11 protein-coding genes are annotated in these 19,930 nt (G+C 44.1%); 5 read left to right on the top strand and 6 right to left on the bottom strand.

The features are described 5' to 3' along the window. Positions 1-5: 5 nt before the first annotated feature. Complete coding sequence (locus LROSL1_RS13105; protein ID WP_017262440.1) at positions 6-830, bottom strand: glycosyltransferase; 825 nt, start codon at positions 828-830, stop codon at positions 6-8. Further along, a complete protein-coding gene (locus tag LROSL1_RS13100) occupies positions 830-1,603 on the bottom strand; it encodes a lysophospholipid acyltransferase family protein (RefSeq protein WP_225440537.1) in 774 nt (257 codons plus the stop codon). The genes LROSL1_RS13105 and LROSL1_RS13100 overlap by 1 nt, the downstream gene beginning before the upstream one ends. Before the next feature lie 575 nt (positions 1,604-2,178). Here LROSL1_RS13100 and wecB point away from each other — a divergent pair. The 4 genes from wecB to LROSL1_RS13080 all read left to right on the top strand — a co-directional run bounded on the left by wecB (position 2,179) and on the right by LROSL1_RS13080 (position 7,457). Next, the gene (gene wecB, locus LROSL1_RS13095; protein ID WP_178914889.1) at positions 2,179-3,297 is read left to right on the top strand and encodes a non-hydrolyzing UDP-N-acetylglucosamine 2-epimerase; all 1,119 of its coding nucleotides are present in this window, start codon (positions 2,179-2,181) and stop codon (positions 3,295-3,297) included. An 88-nt stretch (positions 3,298-3,385) separates the two neighbouring features. Further along, the gene (locus LROSL1_RS13090) at positions 3,386-3,964 is read left to right on the top strand and encodes a TetR/AcrR family transcriptional regulator (protein ID WP_017262443.1); all 579 of its coding nucleotides are present in this window, start codon (positions 3,386-3,388) and stop codon (positions 3,962-3,964) included. A gap of 121 nt (positions 3,965-4,085) precedes the next feature. After that, positions 4,086-6,668: an efflux RND transporter permease subunit gene (locus LROSL1_RS13085; protein ID WP_178914888.1), complete on the top strand. Its 2,583-nt coding sequence runs from the start codon at positions 4,086-4,088 to the stop codon at positions 6,666-6,668. 207 nt (positions 6,669-6,875) lie between these two features. Next, positions 6,876-7,457 carry a TMEM175 family protein gene (locus LROSL1_RS13080; RefSeq protein WP_017262445.1) on the top strand — a complete coding sequence of 194 codons (582 nt, stop codon included), beginning with the start codon at positions 6,876-6,878 and terminating at the stop codon, positions 7,455-7,457. Here LROSL1_RS13080 and LROSL1_RS13075 read toward each other — a convergent pair. The 3 genes from LROSL1_RS13075 to pyrF are packed head-to-tail and all read right to left on the bottom strand — an operon-like array spanning position 7,451 to position 9,789. After that, positions 7,451-8,344, bottom strand: coding sequence for a dihydroorotate dehydrogenase (locus LROSL1_RS13075; RefSeq protein ID WP_017262446.1), 894 nt, complete (start codon positions 8,342-8,344; stop codon positions 7,451-7,453). The genes LROSL1_RS13080 and LROSL1_RS13075 overlap by 7 nt on opposite strands. A gap of 46 nt (positions 8,345-8,390) precedes the next feature. Further along, a complete protein-coding gene (pyrE, locus tag LROSL1_RS13070) occupies positions 8,391-9,065 on the bottom strand; it encodes an orotate phosphoribosyltransferase (protein WP_178914887.1) in 675 nt (224 codons plus the stop codon). Continuing rightward, a complete protein-coding gene (pyrF, locus tag LROSL1_RS13065; RefSeq protein ID WP_178914886.1) occupies positions 9,058-9,789 on the bottom strand; it encodes an orotidine-5'-phosphate decarboxylase in 732 nt (243 codons plus the stop codon). The genes pyrE and pyrF overlap by 8 nt, the downstream gene beginning before the upstream one ends. A gap of 324 nt (positions 9,790-10,113) precedes the next feature. Between pyrF and LROSL1_RS13060 the strand changes: the two genes are divergently transcribed. Continuing rightward, the gene (locus LROSL1_RS13060; RefSeq protein ID WP_178914885.1) at positions 10,114-11,340 is read left to right on the top strand and encodes an MFS transporter; all 1,227 of its coding nucleotides are present in this window, start codon (positions 10,114-10,116) and stop codon (positions 11,338-11,340) included. A 256-nt stretch (positions 11,341-11,596) separates the two neighbouring features. Here the strand turns inward: LROSL1_RS13060 and LROSL1_RS13055 are convergent, their stop codons facing one another. Then, complete coding sequence (locus LROSL1_RS13055; protein WP_263863240.1) at positions 11,597-19,774, bottom strand: MBG domain-containing protein; 8,178 nt, start codon at positions 19,772-19,774, stop codon at positions 11,597-11,599. Between the last annotated feature and the right edge of the window lie 156 nt (positions 19,775-19,930).

The raw sequence follows: 19,930 nt of genomic DNA, 5'->3' as shown, positions 1-19,930 counted from the left end.
CTTTCTTACTGATGTTGTTTGAGTTCAAGGTATTTATTGAGGACATCATCGTAATCGTGAAGGCCTAACTCATGGTGAACCCGCTGAACTTCCCATGGTTTCACCGTAAACGTGTGCACCCACGGGAAGAACTTGAAACTCGTCGTAAAGTGTTGAAAAACAGTGTCGGATTGAACACGGTGCTGTTCGTTAAATCGTTCTGGTGCAATCCGTTTGGTGCGGCTCAGCTTGTTCAATGCAGTTTGATCTGGCATGAAGCGTTGCTGCGTCTCACACATGTAGCGGGCTTTGGCAAACAGTTGCGTTTGTCGAATGTAGGCCAAGTTAAGCAGGAGAACACCAGAATTGACGTAATCATAGACTTTCAGTTCATGATGGAAGAACCATTTTCCGTAATGATCAAGCACGCCTACAAACTCAACGCCGTGAAGATCTTGGTGATAGAATGTCCCAAATGATTGGCGGCAAATAATGTCGGCATCGAGGTAAAGCAGACGGTTAGGCAGTTGTGGAATCTGGTCGGCATATAAACGGAGCATGGAATATGGCGTGAACCGTGACGTCATGTTTGCACTAGGTGGTGTTTGGTTGAATAATGTGGTGCAATCAATTGCTTCAATGGTATTGAGTGGGTTGGCATGAAGTAACTCGTTGCGAACACAAGTGAGCAATCGCTCACTAACAGGCTCACGTTGAGCCTCATTTGACGATGGTAATGTCATCGTCATCACATAAATATGCAAGGGTTCTCGCACATGTTTGATGAGCGATAATGTTGCGATAAGGATGCCATCCTCCACGCTGTGGTCGCCACAGAATAAAATATTCATTATGAATCATCTCTTTTGTAGTGAATGTATTCGTAAGTGCTGGCGGCACTTCGCCGTTTCAACGTCAGGGTCACATCTTGCCAAAGCTCATGCTGCTGAGTTTTTCTTGACTGTCCTGCTGTTGGTCGAAACGGACCGTCAATATAAACAGTTAGCCGTGGTCGTTTGCTAAATTTACGTTTTTGATAGGTCGTCGTCATACAAAAGACGGGTTTCTGTGTTTTAACGGGGAAGCTAAATGATGTTTCTGAAAACGGCCGAATCTTTGTGTAATAGGGCCAAACGTGTGCTTCAGGATAAATGACAACATAGTTATTATGATCCATTACCTGATTGACCGCTTTAATGAGCTGAATGGTCTGACTCGTCGTAGTTGCGGTTGGCAAGGCACCACAATAAGGTAGGTTAGGTCCCAATATTGGAAGTGTGAAATTTGCGGGGCTGACAATGGCGTGAAAACGTTGAGCACCACCGATAATTAAAGGCATAAACACATCATTGACCGGTTGGGTGTGGTTTGCATACATAAAGTAGCCTTGATGGCGAAATGGTTTCAGGACACCCCGGTTAACCACCGTTAAATGCCAGGCAGCGTAACAATAAACATAAGCAAATGTCTTAGCCACACCACGAAAGACAAGGGACCATAATCGTTCCCACCAGCGGTCACGATGCCACCGATAATTTTTAGGCAGAATATTCGTTTGGTGATTGGTCGTCACCACGTCGTCAGTCACATCATGGTAGGTTTGACCTCGTTTAATGTGCCTCACCTCCCTTAAGTCGGTTTCGTTTCTAATGTAATGTTAATCTTATCATAGATGCTGACAATTGGTGTTTATTGATTAAGCACGATGAAACGTGGCTATTAAATAGGTTGAGGGCTCTCACGAATTAGGCAGGCGCTGGCTAAGAAATAGTAACGGCCATTAGCTATTAAGTGAACTCAAGAATAGCGAACATAGTCGTATTCTGTAAGCTAATAATTGTAGAAGAATGCATAATTTAAATTTGGTGAGCGACCACTCACTTCTTTCACAATTTCAGTATATGTTTAATTGCATGAAAGTCAACACGGTTTATAAATAAGTGACTAACATGGCGCAAACATTCAGTCAGTGATGATTGTTCGCATCGCCCTAAGGTGTAGTGTGGTTGTCCTCTCTGGTAAGCGGTTCTTAAACGCTGACGTTAGTTCGTTACAACGAAAGGTCGACTGCATCGTGAAATTTTTGAAATAGGTCTTCAACCTTCAACTTTTCTGCTAATCAAACATTACGTGAAGTTTATTTTAAGTCCAACGTGTTATGGTGAACCTATAAAGTTTGTCATTGGGAGGATATTTAATATGGCACAGCAGCCAATTAAGGTAATGTTGATTTTTGGAACTCAGCCAGAAGCAATTAAAATGGCGCCGGTAGTGCAACGTTTGCAACAGGACGACCGTTTTTTGCCAATTGTCGTCGTGACCGCCCAACACCGAGAAATGCTGGATCAGGTGTTAACGATTTTTCATATTAAACCGGATTATGATTTAAACATTATGCGAGCAGGACAAACTTTGACTTGGATTACGGTTCACGTCATTAGCCAGTTGGATACGATTATTCAGCAGGAGCAACCGCGCTTGATTTTGGTTCACGGCGATACCACAACTACGTTTGCTGCGTCGGTGAGCGCCTTCTATCACCAGGTTGCCATTGGACACGTTGAGGCCGGGTTGCGGACATGGGATAAGTATTCTCCGTATCCTGAAGAAATGAATCGTCAGTTGACTGATGTGCTGAGTGATCTTTATTTTGCACCAACCACAACAAGTCGCGACAACTTATTGAAAGAAAACCATCCCGCTAGTCAGATCTTTGTCACGGGGAACACCGCTATTGATGCGCTTGGCGAAACAGTCACGCAGAATTATCATCATGAAGTTTTGGACAGAATTCCTGCAGGACACAAGTTTGTATTATTGACGATGCACCGGCGTGAGAATCAGGGCGAACCTATGCGCGCAACCTTCCGAGCAATCAAACGCGTTGTAGATGAGCGCCAAGATTTAGACGTGGTCTATCCTGTTCATCTCAGTCCTAACGTTCAAGAAGCTGCACATGAAGTGTTTGCCGATGACGAACGCATTCACTTGATTGAACCACTAGATGTGGTTGATTTTCATAATCTAGCTGCCAAGGCCTTATTTATCATGACGGATTCTGGCGGTGTCCAAGAAGAAGCACCATCCTTAGGCAAGCCCGTTTTGGTATTGCGCGAAACAACGGAACGGCCAGAAGGAGTTACAGCGGGCACACTGAAGTTAGTAGGCACAGACGAAGAAAATGTTTACACGGCAATGACTAATTTATTAACTAATCAAGCCGAATATGAAGCAATGGCTAGCGCCAAAAATCCTTATGGGGATGGGCATGCAAGTGAAAGAATTGCCGACGCGATTGCAACATACTTTAGGGCCTAGTTTCATCACGAGGGTTGCAAAGTTAGTAAAAAGGGCGTTTCATGTGAAACATAATCTTTAGCTGACTAATGCAAGGAGGTCCAAACGTATGACTATCAAACCAGAAAGTTTTCGTCAGGAAAAGACGCGCCAAGAGCTAATCGACGCAATGCAAGTTCTGTTGGTGCACAAACCGTTTGAACAAATTAGCGTAAACGATATTTGCGAACAATCACATAACCACCGCAGCACTTTTTATCGGTATTATCATGACAAGTATGATTTGCTACAAGATGAGTTTCGGATGGTTCGTGAAACGATGGATACCGATAACCAGATTCCCAGTCGACAATTTGTTGAACAGATTGTCGATTTTGCTCAAGAAAACCAGCGGGTATTTCGGAATTTAACGACCGCCAATTCGCATGAAAATATGTACTACGTGTTGACTGCGGCTACAGAGCAAACGCTCAAAGAAAAGCTGGCGGAACAGAAAAAAACTGATGATCCACTCATTCAACAAGTTGAGGATTCTCCTCGTCCGGACTTGGTGATTAGCTTAATTGCCGGTGCCATTGTTAATTTAATGATCCGTTGGGTGACAACGGAACAGAGTACACCAAAGGACGAAATTGTTACTTTCCTGACAGATGGTTTAAACCGAATTTGCATTGTTCCAGAAACGTAATTAAAACAAAAAGAATCAAGTGTCTTTTTTTGAGATACTTGGTTCTTTTTGTTTCTGTTCGCAATTAATTTATCTGGTTATACTGAGGTCACTTTTTTGAGAGAAAGGGACCTCAAGACGTATGGAAAGAAAATTTGAACAGCTAGGACAATTCATTCAAAAGCACACGGTAGTCTTGCTTGTCGGCATGTTAGCCATCACTGTTTTCCTTGGCTTTGGTTTGCCTAAGGTGCAGATGGATATGGGCAATGATGTGTTTGTGAACACGAAATCGCAAGTTTACAAGGATACAGAGACCTATCAGAAAAACTTTGGCGGTGATTCTGCTTATATTCTGTTATCAGGGCACCAGGATAAACTTATTTCACATGAAACAATGCAGAAAATCCATAGTTTAGATGGACGTTTGAACAAGATTGATAACGTTCGCGGAACGACTAACGTTGTGAATGTACTAAACGCAACGTTGAAGAACGGCAACGCCTCATCAGTACAGAGCACGGATCAAAATGGATCTGGCCAATCAACGCAGACAAAACTGATGAACAGTTTATCTAAGAAACAAAAACAACAGTTGCAGTCAACGCTCGCTCAGTCCTTGACGCCAGCGCAGCAACAGCAAGTGCAACAGTATACGTTAACTATTTTGACACCTACTCAAAAGCAAGCATTGGCGGCAAATCCGGCCGCAGCCAGTCAAATGACCGGTCAGTTGAATCTAAAGCAACAACAGCAGATTCAAACCTACATGATGTCTTTGCTGACAGCAGGGCAGCGCCAACAATTGACTGGTCAAGTAATGGCACAGGTGCCTCGTGTTGAAAAAATGTCGACACCAATGCTTAATGCGCTGATTTTTTCGAACAACGGCAAGGTTCCTTCAGAGATGCAACAATTATTGCCGAAGGGTGGCCGCCACGTGTTAGTAGTGGTTAATACTTCCGATAAAACAGACATGAGTACGTACGTTAAAATGACGCGAGATATCAATCGTGCCATCAAGCAAACACACTTTCAAGATGGTGTAAAAGTGCGTTTGGCGGGCTCACCAGCAATCACTAGTCAGGTTCAAACTCAAGTAACGCGAGCAATGATGATTATGCTTGGTCTTGCCGTCGTTGTAATGGTGATCGTGCTTTCGCTGATTTTCCGCGTTCGCCGTCGATTGTTTCCACTGTTGTTTGTCGCTGTTAGTTTGATTTGGACGTTTGGTTTCATGGGCTGGACGGGCATCTCGCTGACATTGGCTACGATGGCGACATTACCTATTATCATCGGTTTGGGGACTGACTTTGGTGTTCAGTTTCAAAATCGTTATGAAGAGACATTTAGACAACAACATAATCGTCAAGACGCCTTGAATACCGGAATTGGCAAGATGGGACCAGCTGTCGGGATTGCGTTGATTGTCATGACGTTTAGCTTTCTGACAATGTTCTTGTCGAAGGCGCCGATGATGCAACAATTCGGGCTAACGTTGGCTATTGGCGTTGTCAGCGCCTATCTGACGGAACTAATTTTGATGTTTAGTTTGTTACCATTCTTTGATCGGCATGCCGAACCTGTAAAAGCTGACGAACCTCACAAACTGAGTCAGCCATCTGGTTTGGCAAAGGTGTTAGCGCGTTACGCGGCATTTGTGACCAAACACAGTGTTATTGTGCTGATTATTGGCGTATTACTAGGCGGCGCAGGCTTTGCGGTGGAACATAATATCAACACCGAAACTGACATGACCAAGATGATTCCACAACAGATGACTGCGCTTAAGGACACGAAATATCTGCAAAAACAAATTGGCTCAACCACTTATATTACCTATTTGGTGAGGGCCGACGACGTTCGTGACAAGCGGGTGATGCAGTATACAGATCAGTTTGGCCGGCAAGAACAACGACGATATCATGATGTGACCGACGTTACGAGCCTGCCAACTAGTTTGAATTTAAGCGGACAACAATTAACCGATACAAAACAAGGAACCTTGAATAGCGGTATTGCCAGTTTACCTAGTTCTATGAAGCAGGTGTTGATGAGTAATAATCAGCATTATGCAACGCTGCAATTTAAGATCAACAAGAATTTGTCGAGCGCCGACCAACTGAAATTGATGAACAAAATTACCAAGGATATTGATGCACCACACGGAATTCACGTTGCGCCGGCCGGAGCTGAGGTCATGATGCTGACGGGAATTCATAATATGACAGCTAATCACTGGTTGATTATTATTGCCGGAATCGCGATTATCTTCCTCGTTCTGTTTGTAATCTATCGCGATCCACGATTCGCTATGTATCCGATTTTACCGATTCTGTTAGTGCTAGGACTGTCTCCGCTCACATTGTGGTTGATGGGCACGTCATACAATCCGTTGACGATTTCTCTAAGTTCCCTAGTTCTCGGGATTGGGACTGAATTTACGATTCTGATTCTGGAGAGGTACCGAGAAGAACAAAAACGGGGTAAGTCGACTGTGGACGCGACAATCAGTGCTGTGTCATCCGTTGGACAGGCCATCTTCGTGTCTGGTATGACAGTCATTGGTGGCTTCTCCGCGATTATCTTTGCCAGTTTCCCTGTGCTGAAGTCGTTTGGACTAATTACGGTGATCGATACTGGGTTCTCGCTGATTAGTGCACTGACGATTCTGCCAGCCATCATTGTGTTCATGCATCGTGGTGACAAACGGAAACAGGTGTAAAGAGAGGATTTAGTCTTAATTAGCATTGAGTGGACTAATGAACCGCGTTTTTGTGACTGTAAAAATTAGTCATAGTCACTCAATCAGAATGAAACACATTAGTATTTTAAACCTCTAACTATAGGTACAAAGAAACAGTGTCACCCTGAAAATTGATCAGTGGGTGGCACTGTTTTGTGGTGTAATAGGCCTAAGGGGGTTCAGCAAATGATGTTTAAAAATTCAAAATCACGTCTCGTTGCGATATCAGATGGTGTATTTGCGGTGGTGCTCACCATTATGGTGTTGGGCGTCGTGGTGCCAGAGCATCCCACTAAACTTTTAATCGGTATTGCTTTTCGCCAAATCGTTATTTTTTTAATTAGTTTTGCCATTGTTGCACAATACTGGATGTTACATCAGGAATTATTTAGCGCCCTGGAAAAAGTTTCAGTTCGGGTGATTGTGATGAACTTTTACTATCTGGCACTTATATCGTTAATCCCCTTTGTGACTGCTTGGTTAAGTCGGGAACTTTTCAATCGTATCGTTGTCATAACCTTTGCAACTGTCTTAGTGTTAGTGGACCTATTACAGTATTTACTGTTTAGACTAGTTGTACATGAGTCACATATGACACCTAAAACGCATGATTTAGAAGAGATCCGTTCTACAAAAATGATGTTTTGGATTAGTGTCAGTTACGTTGTCGTTGGTGGCATATTTCCTAAAACGTTACTTGTACTGATTCTATTGGGCATGTTTACGCGTACAGTTGTCACACACTGGTATCGTCAAGGAAATCAATAGGTTGCTGATGGCCAAGTTAAGTCGTATTCAGCTAGGGTTTCCGGAATGTTCGCCGCAATGTTTGCACAGGATGCAGGGTCATGAAACGTGGCGGCCCCGACTTGAACGGCGTTTGCACCAGCTAGCATGAGTTCTACAGCGTCTTTACTGGTAGAAACGCCACCGACGCCGACGATAGGCAGTGTGGATGCCTGGCGGACCTGGTGCACCATATAGACGGCTAGCGGGTGAATTGCTTGTCCAGATAAGCCACCAGTGCCATGTGCCAAACGCGGTTTTTGCGTTGCAAGATCAATTTCCATGCCTAGTAGAGTGTTGATGAGGACGAGACCTGTGGCACCGCCAGCTTCGGCTGCTTTAGCAATCGGGACAATATCCGTTACATTCGGTGTGAGTTTAACAAACACTGGTTTATCCACGGCGGCCACAATTTTGGCGGTCAAGGTTTGAACAGTTACCGGATCTGTGCCGAATGCGAGGCCGCCATGATCGACATTAGGGCAGGAAACGTTGACCTCAATGAATTTAACGTTTGGCGCCGTGGTTAGTTGTTTTGCAACCTCAACGTACTCGTCCATGCTACCGCCGGCGACGCTGCCAACGATTGGTAGATCAGGATAATGAGTGGCAAGCCAAGGCAGTTTTTCGGCCATGACATTTTTAATGCCGGGATTTTTTAACCCAACGGCGTTTAGCCAGCCAGCAGTTGTGTTAGTTGTCGTTGGCCAAGGATTGCCTGTTCGTGGTTCAGCGGTCGTTGATTTAATTACTAAGGCACCAAGCGCATTGAGATCAGTCTTTTGGGCCAGTTCCTGACCGTAACCGACTGTACCGCTGGCCGCAATGACTGGATTTTTCAAACGCACACCTGCAAGTGTAATAGACATGTTAACCTCCTGAATATAATGAGTTGTGTTGTCAACAAGTATTGAGCTACATGGATACTGGCTGCCAGTGCCAAGGATCATTATGCCAGGCCTTGGCCAATTTGCAGTCTACCGCACTTAACTCATGGTGGTTGGTGAGATGCTCAAGTAGTAGGTGATAGTCCAACAGTGGCGTCAATGATGTTTTCGCCTGTTTAAAATTAGTTGTTGCATCTGGCAGGTCGTAACTAAAGACAGAAACGACACCGTCTACGCTGGCGTCAGTAGCACCGACCGCTTTTGCCGCGCCAAGCACACTGCCACCGGTCGAAATGAGATCATCAATAAGTACAACGTGATCTTTGGATGATAATGCCCCTTCAATTTGTTTGCCAGTCCCGTGATCCTTTGGGTGAGACCGTACGTAAATCAATGGCAGTGAAAGTGCCTCGGCTACCCATGCAGCATGGGGAATACCGGCAGTAGCGACCCCAGCGATGACCGTTGCATCTGGATATTGGCGTTTGATTAAGGCTGTGAGACCTGTTGCGATATGCTGACGCAATTCGGGATAGCTGATCATCATGCGCAAGTCTGTGTAGACTGGCGAAATCATCCCGCTAGCATATTGAAATGGCTGGTTTGGGGAGACCTTAACGGCCTTGATAGCCAGTAATTCAGTGATGATCGTTTCAGTTAGATCAGTTTTATTTGCGTTTGAGGTGTTATCTACGTTAGTCATGAATTAGCCACTCCTTTTTGATTGTCATATAAGCGTTTGCGGGTTGTGAAGATTGTGTTATCGGGCGGCCAACAACAATGGCGGAACTACCAGCTTTGGCAGCTTGCCGAGGTGTCATGATACGTTGCTGATCATCTGCGGGGTTTGTTGTTAGCCGAATGCCGGGAGTAACCAGCAGAAAGTCATCGTTAACAAACGGTTTGATCGTTGTGACTTCTTGTGGGGAACAGATGACGCCATCTGCGCCGGACGCGTCAGCCAGTTGAGCGAGTTGGCGAACCTGATCAGTCATTGGTAAGCTGACGTGCTGCTCATTAACTAACATCTTTTCTGAGATGGATGTTAGCTCAGTTACTGCCAATAATTTTGGCGGTGTCACGTGAGCTTGCTGTGCACCTCGCTGGAGCCCCCGTTTGGCTGCAGCAATCATGGTCCCACCACCTAACGCATGGACTGTGGTGTACTGGATACCAAGTTGTCCGAGTTGGTAAGCAGCCCGTTCCACAGTATTTGGAATGTCATGTAGTTTCAAGTCTAAGAAGATGTCAAAACCGCATTGTTGAATATGGCGAATCATCGCAGTTCCTTCACTGTAGAATAGTTCCATACCAACTTTTACTGCAGGCCGGTCATCCGTTTGTGATAGTTGATCAAGCAATTGATCGACTGACGATGTCGTACTTACATCAAGAGCGACAATAATCGAATTTGCGCTGGCGTTCATGAAAACTTCCTTTCGACCACTTGGGCACAAAAAAATGGATCATCTGCCCGGCTAACCGTTCAGACGATCCATGAATGGCATACACTTCGCCATAATATCGGATTGAATTTGAGCTAGCTTACCAACCTCACAGGATTGGTTTAAAGCGGCGCTTGTTTAATTGGAGACTATGATACTGTTTTTTTCATCGGCGTGCAAGGGGGAATTTTTAGGTGATACGGGTTATATGAAACGCCCACTTGCAAATTATTTTTCGACGTGGCATGATAAGCGACAAGAAAAAATAACGAATGTCAGTGAGCATTCATTTTGGAGGTAATTGTGATGAATCAAGCACCAGTAGCTTCTGCGATCCATACAGACAGTCAGCAGAAATGGACTATTGCATCCACCAGTGCCGGTTTTGCGTTGGAAAATATGGATGTGATGTTTTTGTCATTTGCATTAAGCTCAATTATCACAGAACTACATCTATCAGCAGGTCAGGCAGGAATGATTTCTTCAGTGACTAACCTGGGTATGCTGGCAGGTGGTTTACTATTTGGATTATTAGGTGACCGGTACGGAAGGGTAAAAATCTTTTCGTACACGGTCTTTATTTTTGCCATTGCGACCACGGCTATGGCGTTTGCAAACTCGATTGGTTGGATCTATTTATTCCGATTTTTAACGGGCATTGGCGCTGGTGGTGAGTACGGTGTGGGTATTGCACTGATTTCGGAACGGTTTGCCGCCAATAAGATTGGCAGGATGACTTCGGTAGCTGCTATCGGCGGTCAAATTGGGGCAGCATTGGCGGCCGTTCTGGCAGCCGTCATTTTACCAACATTGGGCTGGCACGCATTATTTTTCCTTGGCTTAATTCCAGTTGCATTGACCGTCATTATTCGGCGTCATGTGCACGAAACACCCGCATTTTTAAAGGCTAAACGAAGTGCCAACACACAGTCGGTTAACCTACTGGTGTTGTTCAATAGTCCACGCAGGGCATACCAAACGGTTGGACTCATGTTGATGTCAGTGGTTCAAATTGCTGGTTATTTTGGGTTGATGAACTGGTTGCCCTCAATTATGCAAAAGCAGGCTCATGTATCGGTATCAGGATCCGCCATGTGGATGATAGCAACCATTGCCGGCATGGTCATGGGGATGTTTGTCTTTGGTAATGTACTAGATAACATTGGACCTCGATGGGCGTTTGGCATTTTCCTCATTGGGGCAGCAATTTCGGTTTATATCTTCACACTAGCTAAAACGACAGCGACAATTCTGCCAGCCGGTGCGCTGATTGGATTCTTTTCAAACGGCATGTTTGGTGGTTATGGTGCCGTAATCAGTGAACTTTATCCGGTCACGATTCGCTCAACGGCCAATAATGTGATTGTGAATGTAGGCCGTGCAATCGGGGGATTCTCCTCGGTGGCAATTGGCCTACTTATGGAACACTTTACCTTGCCAATTGTCATGGGGAGCTTGGCGGGATTGTACATCTTTAGTTTTATCGTGATGCTGACGATTCCAGCGCTGGTCAAACGGGGCGTTACTGCTTAGGCCAAATTACGATCGTTTTTCAAGGCTGATTAATTTAGGATATCCGTTTAACGTTTGCTTTGCCACAGTATTCTGGCTCACGGTACAGATGGATGAATATATTTGACGCCGGCTAGAAAATGCCAAACAAAGAATATTACCCGGGAAATAATCCGTTTAAAACAAGACACATATAAAAAGACATTGTCCCGTGCACTGGCAGTTGTATACCATGCGCGAAGGCAATGTCTTTTTAAGTCGGCTGAGGAAACTTTAATTAATCATTTGAATCCTCGTCACGTTTGCGTCGCTTAAGTCCTGCAAGTGCTAGCAACGTTCCTAATAAGCCTAAACCAACTTCTGCTGCTACAGTATTGGCATGTTCGCCAGTGTGCGGGAGTTCGGTCGTTTTTTCTTTACTAGCCAACGTGGGTTTCGATGTGACAGAGCTTTCTGAGACGGATGGATCTTTTACAGAAATACTTTTACTATTCACATTGCTGGTCACAGCATCTGTAGCCGCACGTGACTTAAGCGTCTGAGCTTTCTGCTGAACAAGCGATTGTGTTGTTTTGCTATTGTTTTGCTGCTCAGAGACGCGCGATGCCATTGCCGATTCTTGAACGGCCTGACTGAGCTGTGACACATGAACCGATGATGAAGTGTTTTCCTGGTGACTTGTTGCGGAAGCCTGACTCTGCACGGAAATATTGTCTTGTTGACTTGCTTGCGAACGCTGGCTCTCGTTGGCCGATTCGGGGACATTAGTTGCCGGTCCCTTAACGGTTACTGTCGCCGTTTTCACGACAGGATCACCAAAAATGTAAATAACTGTATAAACGCCAGGTTTTAATGTGTTGACGTTATCTGCGTTTTTAACGATCCCGTTTTGCATGATGAATTCTTGCCAGTCAACGGGGACACCATGATCGTTTTTAGCATTGACGAAATTCATACTTGGATTCCAAGTATCTCCCTGTGTCAGCGTGATATCAGTGACATTGAGATCAGCGTATGACTTGATGGTTAGCGGAGCACCAAGCGTCGTTACCGTGTAATTTTGAGCGTTTTTAACGGCAACATTAACATCGTAAGTTCCTTTGTCTTCGTTCATATTAGAACGCGTGTAAACGAGCTCGTAAGGGTTTGAATCTAACCACCCAACAACATCGCTGGCATAGCTATCTGGGTCACCAAACGTTTTTTCAGCATGATGCATCGTCACAGTTAGTGGAGCCGGTGTGACCTTGAATGTTGCAACAGCCGGGCCACCAATAATATCCAAATTAGAATTAGCTTCACGGAATTTTGCCAATCCGCTTTCAGATAGTGAAACGGAATATTGACCAACGTCTTGGTTGTTTGCAGTCGACGCTAAAATTGTAAAATCAGTTGCAGTTAAGCTAGCTGGCATTTTGATGAGGTTTGGAACATTGATTGTATAAACTGATGGGACGGGCTGAGCATTATACGTTTTATCGGCAACGACTGGTTTGAACTCAGCGGCGTTCACTTTAGCTTTTTGGATTGTATAAAGACCAGATGTAACGCCATCAAATGAATAGTCGATATTTTGTGTCTTTAATTTAGTGAGGCCAATCTTATTCAATTGAATTGTATATGTGCCTGCCCCAGTCAAATCTGTAGTGCCTGTAATTGGGCTGATATCGAAATCATCAGAAGTCAAAGCTGCTTGTTGCATGAAGGCTGGCATTGTTAATGCGAATAGGTTATTCGGAACCACTGCTGGTTGACCGTCATAAACTTTCTGTGTGTTGCCAATCTTGATATCTGCAGTTGATACCGGCTTAACTGACACATATAAGGATCCAGGATCGGTTGCCACATCATAATTGTTGGTTAACTCGTCTTCATTATCAACAATAACCAGTAGCTCATAATGACCGTTTCGAATGGGAGTTGGGTTGGATGCAATTTCAACATGAGCTTTCACTGAATCTGATGAAATGAGCCCAGCGGCAGTGAATGAAAGGTCCAAGTTTTGATCGCCAACAACCTTGTGTTGATCCGTGGCTTTGAGAGAAAGCTTCTTTTTGTTAATGAAGTACGTACCTGGATGGACACTACTGATAGTGTAATCTTTATTGGCATCCTGAATCTTTTTCAGGCCTGACGCAGTAATTTGAACTTGATAAGTCCCAGCCTGAATCAGATCAGAACTGCCTTTTATAACACTTGTGATAACAAAGTCGTCACGATTTAAATTTGTTGGCATTTGAAGATTTTGTTCACTTTGAAATTGGATTGTTGGTAATTCGGCAGTGCCATCATAAACTTTGCTAAATTTAACAATCGATACAGTTGCTACGGCCGGTGTAATCGTAAAGATTCCGTCGGTATTGGTAATAGTGTAATTACGCAAGGTTTGTGAATCTGCGTTTACTGACGATGAGACGTTGTAAGTGCCGACGGATTCACCAGCATCTCTACTGGTAGAAACCGTAATCACGTCGCTACCCATTGTTCCAGTGATTGTAGCAGTCAGTTGTGGGTCTTTTTCGCCGAAAACCTTTGTATTGTTAGTAGTGGTCACAATTAGATTAGCTGGTGTAATTTCATAATGACCTGAAATATTAGTTAAATCAGTTTGTGTAAATGCAGTTCCAAGCTGCTTTTGTACATACTGAATGCCAGTGGCAGTAAGCTGCCATGCGTATCGACCGACGTTGCTTTCGGCTGTTGGGTCAACATTTTGGCCAGATTCATTGGTAAAGGTGTAATCTTCTGCGGCTAATGTGACATTTGGGACAGTGCCGTTGTATGCCGTACTTACTGGTTGAATCTGCAATGTCGGCACATACTTGGATGAAATTGAGGCGCCATCATAGGAGCTTGAAGATGATCCGATTGTTGGCGTTGCTTTATAGTCGATGGTGTAATAGTAGTTTACATCATCATTAGTCGTGGCGAAGAGACCAGTAGCATTTGCTGGTCTCTCACTGAGCGTGTAACCGTCAATTTGTGCGGCACTTGTTGTGTATTGGCTATTAAAATTACCACTCATAATCTTTGTAGCAGCGATTTTGTCGGTTGTGCCCAAAATGTAATAGTTAGCACTAATTGTTTCTTGGAGGGGCACGTATTCGTAATTAACTTCAGCAGTATTTGTACCAAACGTGCCGTTGGCATTTGCAGGCGTAATGGCTAATTTATAACCGTCAACTTTGGCCGCTACGGCCGAGTACTTGCCATCAAAGAAACCATTCACAATCGTTGATGCTGCAACCTTATTCGTAGTGCCCTTAAGGTAGTAATTAACGCTAATTGATTCAGGAAGTGGCGCATACTCATAAATAACTGGCGCGTTAGTAATGCCAAATGTGCCAGTAGCGTTTGCTGGCGTCCCAACTAATTTGTAACCGACGATATCTTTAGAAGCTGCCGCGTACTGAGTGTTGAAGGCACCTTTTACTATAGTTGGATCTGTGAGTGCAGTCTCTGTACCTTGAACAAGATAGCGAGACTCCACGGATTCAGTATCGGCCGTGTAGAAGTAATCAACGTCTTTGTTTGTTGTACCAAACGTTCCAGTGGCATTTGCCGGCGTTTCATCAAGTGTGTATCCAGTAATTTGGGCGGTAGGGGCCACGTATTGAGCATTGAAATCACCACTTATAATTGTCGAATCTTTAATCTTGTTAGTCGTGCCTTTAAGGTAATAGTTAACGTTCACCGATTCTGACAGTGGTGTGTAGACTACGTTAACGGTGACTCCAGGGGTATCAGGAACAGTGGGCATTGTTTCTGATAATGCATAACCCGGAATTGCCGGTAGGTTAACGCTAGACTGAATTGATTGACCAGGTGTGCCTGTGCCAAGCAGTCCGTTAGCGATTTTATTACCCTTACTGTCGACTGGCAAAGCCGTGTAATTAACGGTGTAATAGTAATTAACAGTGTTTCCCGTTGGGGCGTAGATGCCTTGGGCATTATCAGGTGTGGCTACTAACGTATAGCCATCAACGTTTGCAGCAGAAGTTTGATAATTCAAACCTGCGGCACCATTCGTGACAATTGAATCACCAATTTTAGTGGTTGTACCGTTGACGTAATAATTAGCAGTGACAGTCGTGTTTTGACGGTATTTAACGGTTATCGACTGGTTTCCCTGATCCGTTAACGTATAACTAGTTGGTTGACTAGGTACAAGTTCGTACCCAACGACAGTGGGCTGGTCAATTGAAATGGTATTTCCTACCTGTTGGTCATTAACCGTCTTAGCAGGCACAGTCGCCAGTTGATTGCCGTCCTGGTCAACATAAGATACTGTCACGACTGGCGTAATTGTCAGCGTTCCATCAGCAGTTGTTACCATGTAATTAGAATTAAGGCCATTGGTAACAGAAATTCTGTAGTTGCCAGGTTTTTCTCCTGTTTCACGTGAAACTGTGTAATTCAATTGATCATTGTTTACAAGGCCAGAAACCGGGTTGCCGCCAATTGCGCTACTTGTTGCTGAAAATGTTGAATCATCATTTCCAAATACTTTCGTGGCGTTGTTTGCTGTGACCAGAATTGGCCGTGGCGTGATCGTAAATGTCGCAGAATCACCAGGCACCAAGATGTAATTTGGATTAGGATTTTCTGCAGCAGACACAGAAATTGTGTAAGTGCCAACGCCATCTTTGCCGTCAGCGCTCGAGGTTCGTTTGACCTGATAAATATTGTCATCGCCAATTACGATACCGATGTTAGGATCACCGTTCAGTGCTTCGGGTGTATTCACGTTGAAGATATCACTAGGGTCAGATTGACCATAAACCTTTGAACCCGGTTTCGGTGTAACGCGCACCTTTTTTGGCACAATAGTGAAACTGCCAGTTGGAAGTTCACTCAGATTAACATTGCTAAAGTCGTACGTTGGGTTTGCTTGTCTGAGGGCATCAAAGCCAAACTGATTTAGTGACAACACATAAGTCCCAACATCTTTACCTGCTGTGCGGGTGAAGTCTGCTGATGTTAAGGAACCACTATTCATCAATGTGGTCGCATTACCACTGACATCGTTTAAGGTCACAGTATATTGAGTATCAAGTTGATTGTCATCGGTCGTTTTACCGTCATAGACTTTTGAACCACTGAGGGTAACTTTGAGCCAATGTCCATATAATGTGACGTTATTGGTTCCAGTGGCAATGTCATTAAGGCTTGGCATAGTCGTAGCAGTGGTTGTTTCAGAAGTACTCCAACCGAGTAATGGCAAGTTGAAAACATTGAGTGAACTTTGTGTTAAGGCACGAACGGTGCTGTTCTTTTCAGCCGAAATAACTTGGTTAGGCATACTTTGATTGTCTGGGTCGTTAGGTACAAAGGTAACGCTGATGGTTGATTCTTTGGTTGCGTACCGTTCGGTGAAGGTTAACGTTTGATCAGCAGAGGCGGCACTTACATTAACTAAGTTATGGTCGATTTTGACGAAGTCGCCAGGTAAGTAGTTGTGCTTTTTGCCATCTTGATCCGTGTATGACCATCCGAGAAAGACCTCGTCAGAATTTGCGGACCAATTAGCTGGTTCATCTGCCAAACGGATGGTAGTCCCTAAACCATATTTACTGTTGTCAGAAACTGGAGATTTATGATCGCTACCGACTTGATAAGCAATATTGAAATGCACAGCGTCATAGGACCCAAAAACGTTGTAATCACGGGTAATTAAGAGACCATTTTTAAGAGCAACAGCAGAGCTACCAACCATGTAGTTCCAGTTTAAAAAGCGGCCACGGTCAGGATCAATCGTGCTTGCGTTATAGGTCGCTGGCGTCTTGGCTTCGTCATTTTGGGCGTAAACTTGTGCCAAACTAGTTAGCTCTTTACCGTTAATCATGTCATTGTAATCGGCATAGTAGTGGATGTGATAAGTTGACTCAGTCCATTTGGCGAATAACGTGACATTACGAGCGGGCATTGTTGAAAATTCTGGTTGCCCATTTTGGGTAAACGGTTGTGTCCCGTTGGCATCAACATACCAGCCATCGAAGACATAGCCAGCACGTGAAGGCGTTGGGAAGTTGGCAGAGGAGATTGACGCACCAAACAGAAAGCTGTGTGTGCTAATTTTGTCGCCAGGTGTTTGATCATCGAAAGACAACGTGTAGGATTGACGATCGTAGTACAGGTTAAATATCTCGGTGCCATTGTCGTCAGGAACTCCCTCGATGGCTGCTTGATGTGCGATAACGGGTGTTCCCGGGATTTGCTTCGAACTTAATTGAGTTCCAGACATGATGAAATTATCTTCGTAATTTGTCAGCAAATCATAGTACTTATTATTGTAGAAAATGTTTGTTGAAGTTGGTTGTTGAACGATGGACTGTAAATAGTAATGTGTTTCGGAAAGGTTATAGTTTCCTTCAGTTAAAAATTCTGGCGTCATATTAATGACGGAACCATCGCCAGTGGTAGCTTTGGTTAACATGTCTTGAGTTAGTGCGACACGTTTTGTGACCCACAGAACACGTGCAGCACCACCTGTCCAGCCAGCAAAGTGAGCATCATAACTATAATTGCTGTATCTTGGGCCATAAGGATAATATTGTCCATTCCCGTTAACAATCGGCCAGACGGCAGAGATGTCTTGACCATATTTTGCTGTTAGCACATATGATTTGGTGTTTGTATTATTGTTTTGCACCACGTATAAATCATCTGTATAAATGGGAGTGTTTGACTGATTATTTAAAGTATAGTGATTGCTTTTAAAATCAAAGTTAAACGTATAAGAGTTCAAGGCATAGTAAACATTGATATTGGTTTGACCGTTACCAAGGATCTGAACGTTTTGGTCAACATGGGCAAACTTATTGGCCGAGCTGACTGGGTAAAAAGTTGCAAAATTAATGGCGGCCGTTGGATCACTTTTTGCTTTTAATTGATTGAAATGTTCGTTTCGTTCATAGCCAGTCAAAGTGACCTTTGAGTCCGTCAGTGCCATGTCATCAGCTTGCACTTTGCCAATGACATCGTACGTTGTTTTGTCATCAGGGGTGGCATATGGTTGACCATTTTGGTCGAGCTTTTCAATCCAGTACACAATGTTGTAATGAACTTCTTGCGGATCCCAGACGCCGTATAAGTCGGTATCGTTATTGATGATTGTTGAAAAGTCGAAGGCATTGCCAGGTTGAGTGTAGTTTGAACTGTTAACCCCAGTGCTTTTAGTTGTCCAACCGATGAACTTGTAGCCGGGACGGCTGACAGTTGGTTGCTTAGCTAAGGATCCGGTTGGAACTAACTGTGGATCAACGGGGGCACCGTCTGTATGAAAAGTCACGGTGTGAACATCAGCGAAATAACCATTTAATTCAAAATCATGGGTAACTTTGTCGACACCGAACACGTATGCGTCCGGTGCTTCTTTTTTTGCCAGATGAATTTTATTTGCATCAGTATTTGCATCGTACCAGTAGACAAAACGTTGACCGTTGCTGGCTACTGGGACTTTTGTTGGTGCTGAAATAGTCGTGTTTTCCGCTGCTGTTTCGGTTGCATCGGTGCCTTCAGTATCCGTTCCGTTATTTCTTGGATAGTTGAATTTGACATTAAATAGTCGCGTAAACTTGGGCACAATCGTGGCATTGTTAAATACGGGCTGTGAAAAGTCGAACTTAGTGCCACTGATGCCATCAGAAGTTTTGTAGAACCAGCCGTCAAACTGTTCAGTACCGCCACGACCATCATTTGGCACGTTCATGATAGGGTCCGCCATATCGTCAGCGGTGCCACCTTTAGTGATGGTGTCCTGTTTCGTTGAGCCATCTACATTCTGAAAAGTGACAGTGACATTGTTAGCAGTTTCGTCTGAAGATTTGGGATCCTCACTGACGAATTCCAAGTTCATTGCACGGTTAGTTGCTTGTGAAACGTTCGCAACAAACGCTGGCTGTTGTGCTGGTGCAGAAGAGGGCATACTTTCAGCACTGGGCGTGTCAACTGCGGATTCGCTAGAGTCGCTTGTTGCCTTGGCTGTGGTGACATCCGCAGAAGTACCGTGAGCCACCGCTGAGCTAGTTGCTTGAGTGTCTACAGAAGCGGCCTGACTATTAAGCGTGATTTCATTAACCGCTTGAGTCTTACTTAACTGATTGTTTTCAGTACTGGTGTTTGCGAGTGAATGATTAACTACGTTTGAGTCGTTTGATTGTGAACTAATAGACGCCGCACTATTTTGTGAATTTTCACTCGTAGACGACGTTGCTTGTGAGGCGGTATCTGAAGAGGGAGTTGTACTTTTTCCAGTGTTTGAAACGACTTCAGTAATTTGCTGATTATTATTTGGTGTTGACGTGGTGTCCGCACTAGCTTGACTCATGCCGACAAGGTTGGCAGTAGCAAACGATAGCATCGTCACACCGGCAACTAACCAGCCATGCTTTGATTTGAACATTTTGAAATGAACTTTATGAGTTACTTGAGGATTAAAGTTGTGACGATGCATAGAAATCTGTACCTGTACCTTTCTAACGCATAATTAATAAAAAATGCGTACAAACGACATGATGTTGCTAGTTTCGGAACTAATAACAGGTATTATACACGATAAATTTAGTCAAGAAACAATTTAGTACGTAAGTATTAACACGAAAAATTATTT

Source organism: Furfurilactobacillus rossiae (genome assembly GCF_013394005.1).
In the GTDB taxonomy this organism is placed as follows: Bacteria; Bacillota; Bacilli; order Lactobacillales; family Lactobacillaceae; genus Furfurilactobacillus; species Furfurilactobacillus rossiae.
The sequence above is the reverse complement of the archived record's forward strand: the minus strand, read 5'-3'. Positions and strand labels throughout refer to the sequence as shown.

What these genes read in the sequence shown, in the direction of transcription:
- LROSL1_RS13105 (WP_017262440.1), bottom strand. Translation starts at nt 830, where the DNA reads ATGAATATTTTATTCTGTGGCGACCACAGCGTGGAGGATGGCATCCTT.
- wecB (WP_178914889.1), top strand. Translation starts at nt 2,179, where the DNA reads ATGGCACAGCAGCCAATTAAGGTAATGTTGATTTTTGGAACTCAGCCA.
- LROSL1_RS13090 (WP_017262443.1), top strand. Translation starts at nt 3,386, where the DNA reads ATGACTATCAAACCAGAAAGTTTTCGTCAGGAAAAGACGCGCCAAGAG.
- LROSL1_RS13085 (WP_178914888.1), top strand. Translation starts at nt 4,086, where the DNA reads ATGGAAAGAAAATTTGAACAGCTAGGACAATTCATTCAAAAGCACACG.
- LROSL1_RS13080 (WP_017262445.1), top strand. Translation starts at nt 6,876, where the DNA reads ATGATGTTTAAAAATTCAAAATCACGTCTCGTTGCGATATCAGATGGT.
- LROSL1_RS13075 (WP_017262446.1), bottom strand. Translation starts at nt 8,344, where the DNA reads ATGTCTATTACACTTGCAGGTGTGCGTTTGAAAAATCCAGTCATTGCG.
- pyrE (WP_178914887.1), bottom strand. Translation starts at nt 9,065, where the DNA reads ATGACTAACGTAGATAACACCTCAAACGCAAATAAAACTGATCTAACT.
- pyrF (WP_178914886.1), bottom strand. Translation starts at nt 9,789, where the DNA reads ATGAACGCCAGCGCAAATTCGATTATTGTCGCTCTTGATGTAAGTACG.
- LROSL1_RS13060 (WP_178914885.1), top strand. Translation starts at nt 10,114, where the DNA reads ATGAATCAAGCACCAGTAGCTTCTGCGATCCATACAGACAGTCAGCAG.
- LROSL1_RS13055 (WP_263863240.1), bottom strand. Translation starts at nt 19,774, where the DNA reads ATGCATCGTCACAACTTTAATCCTCAAGTAACTCATAAAGTTCATTTC.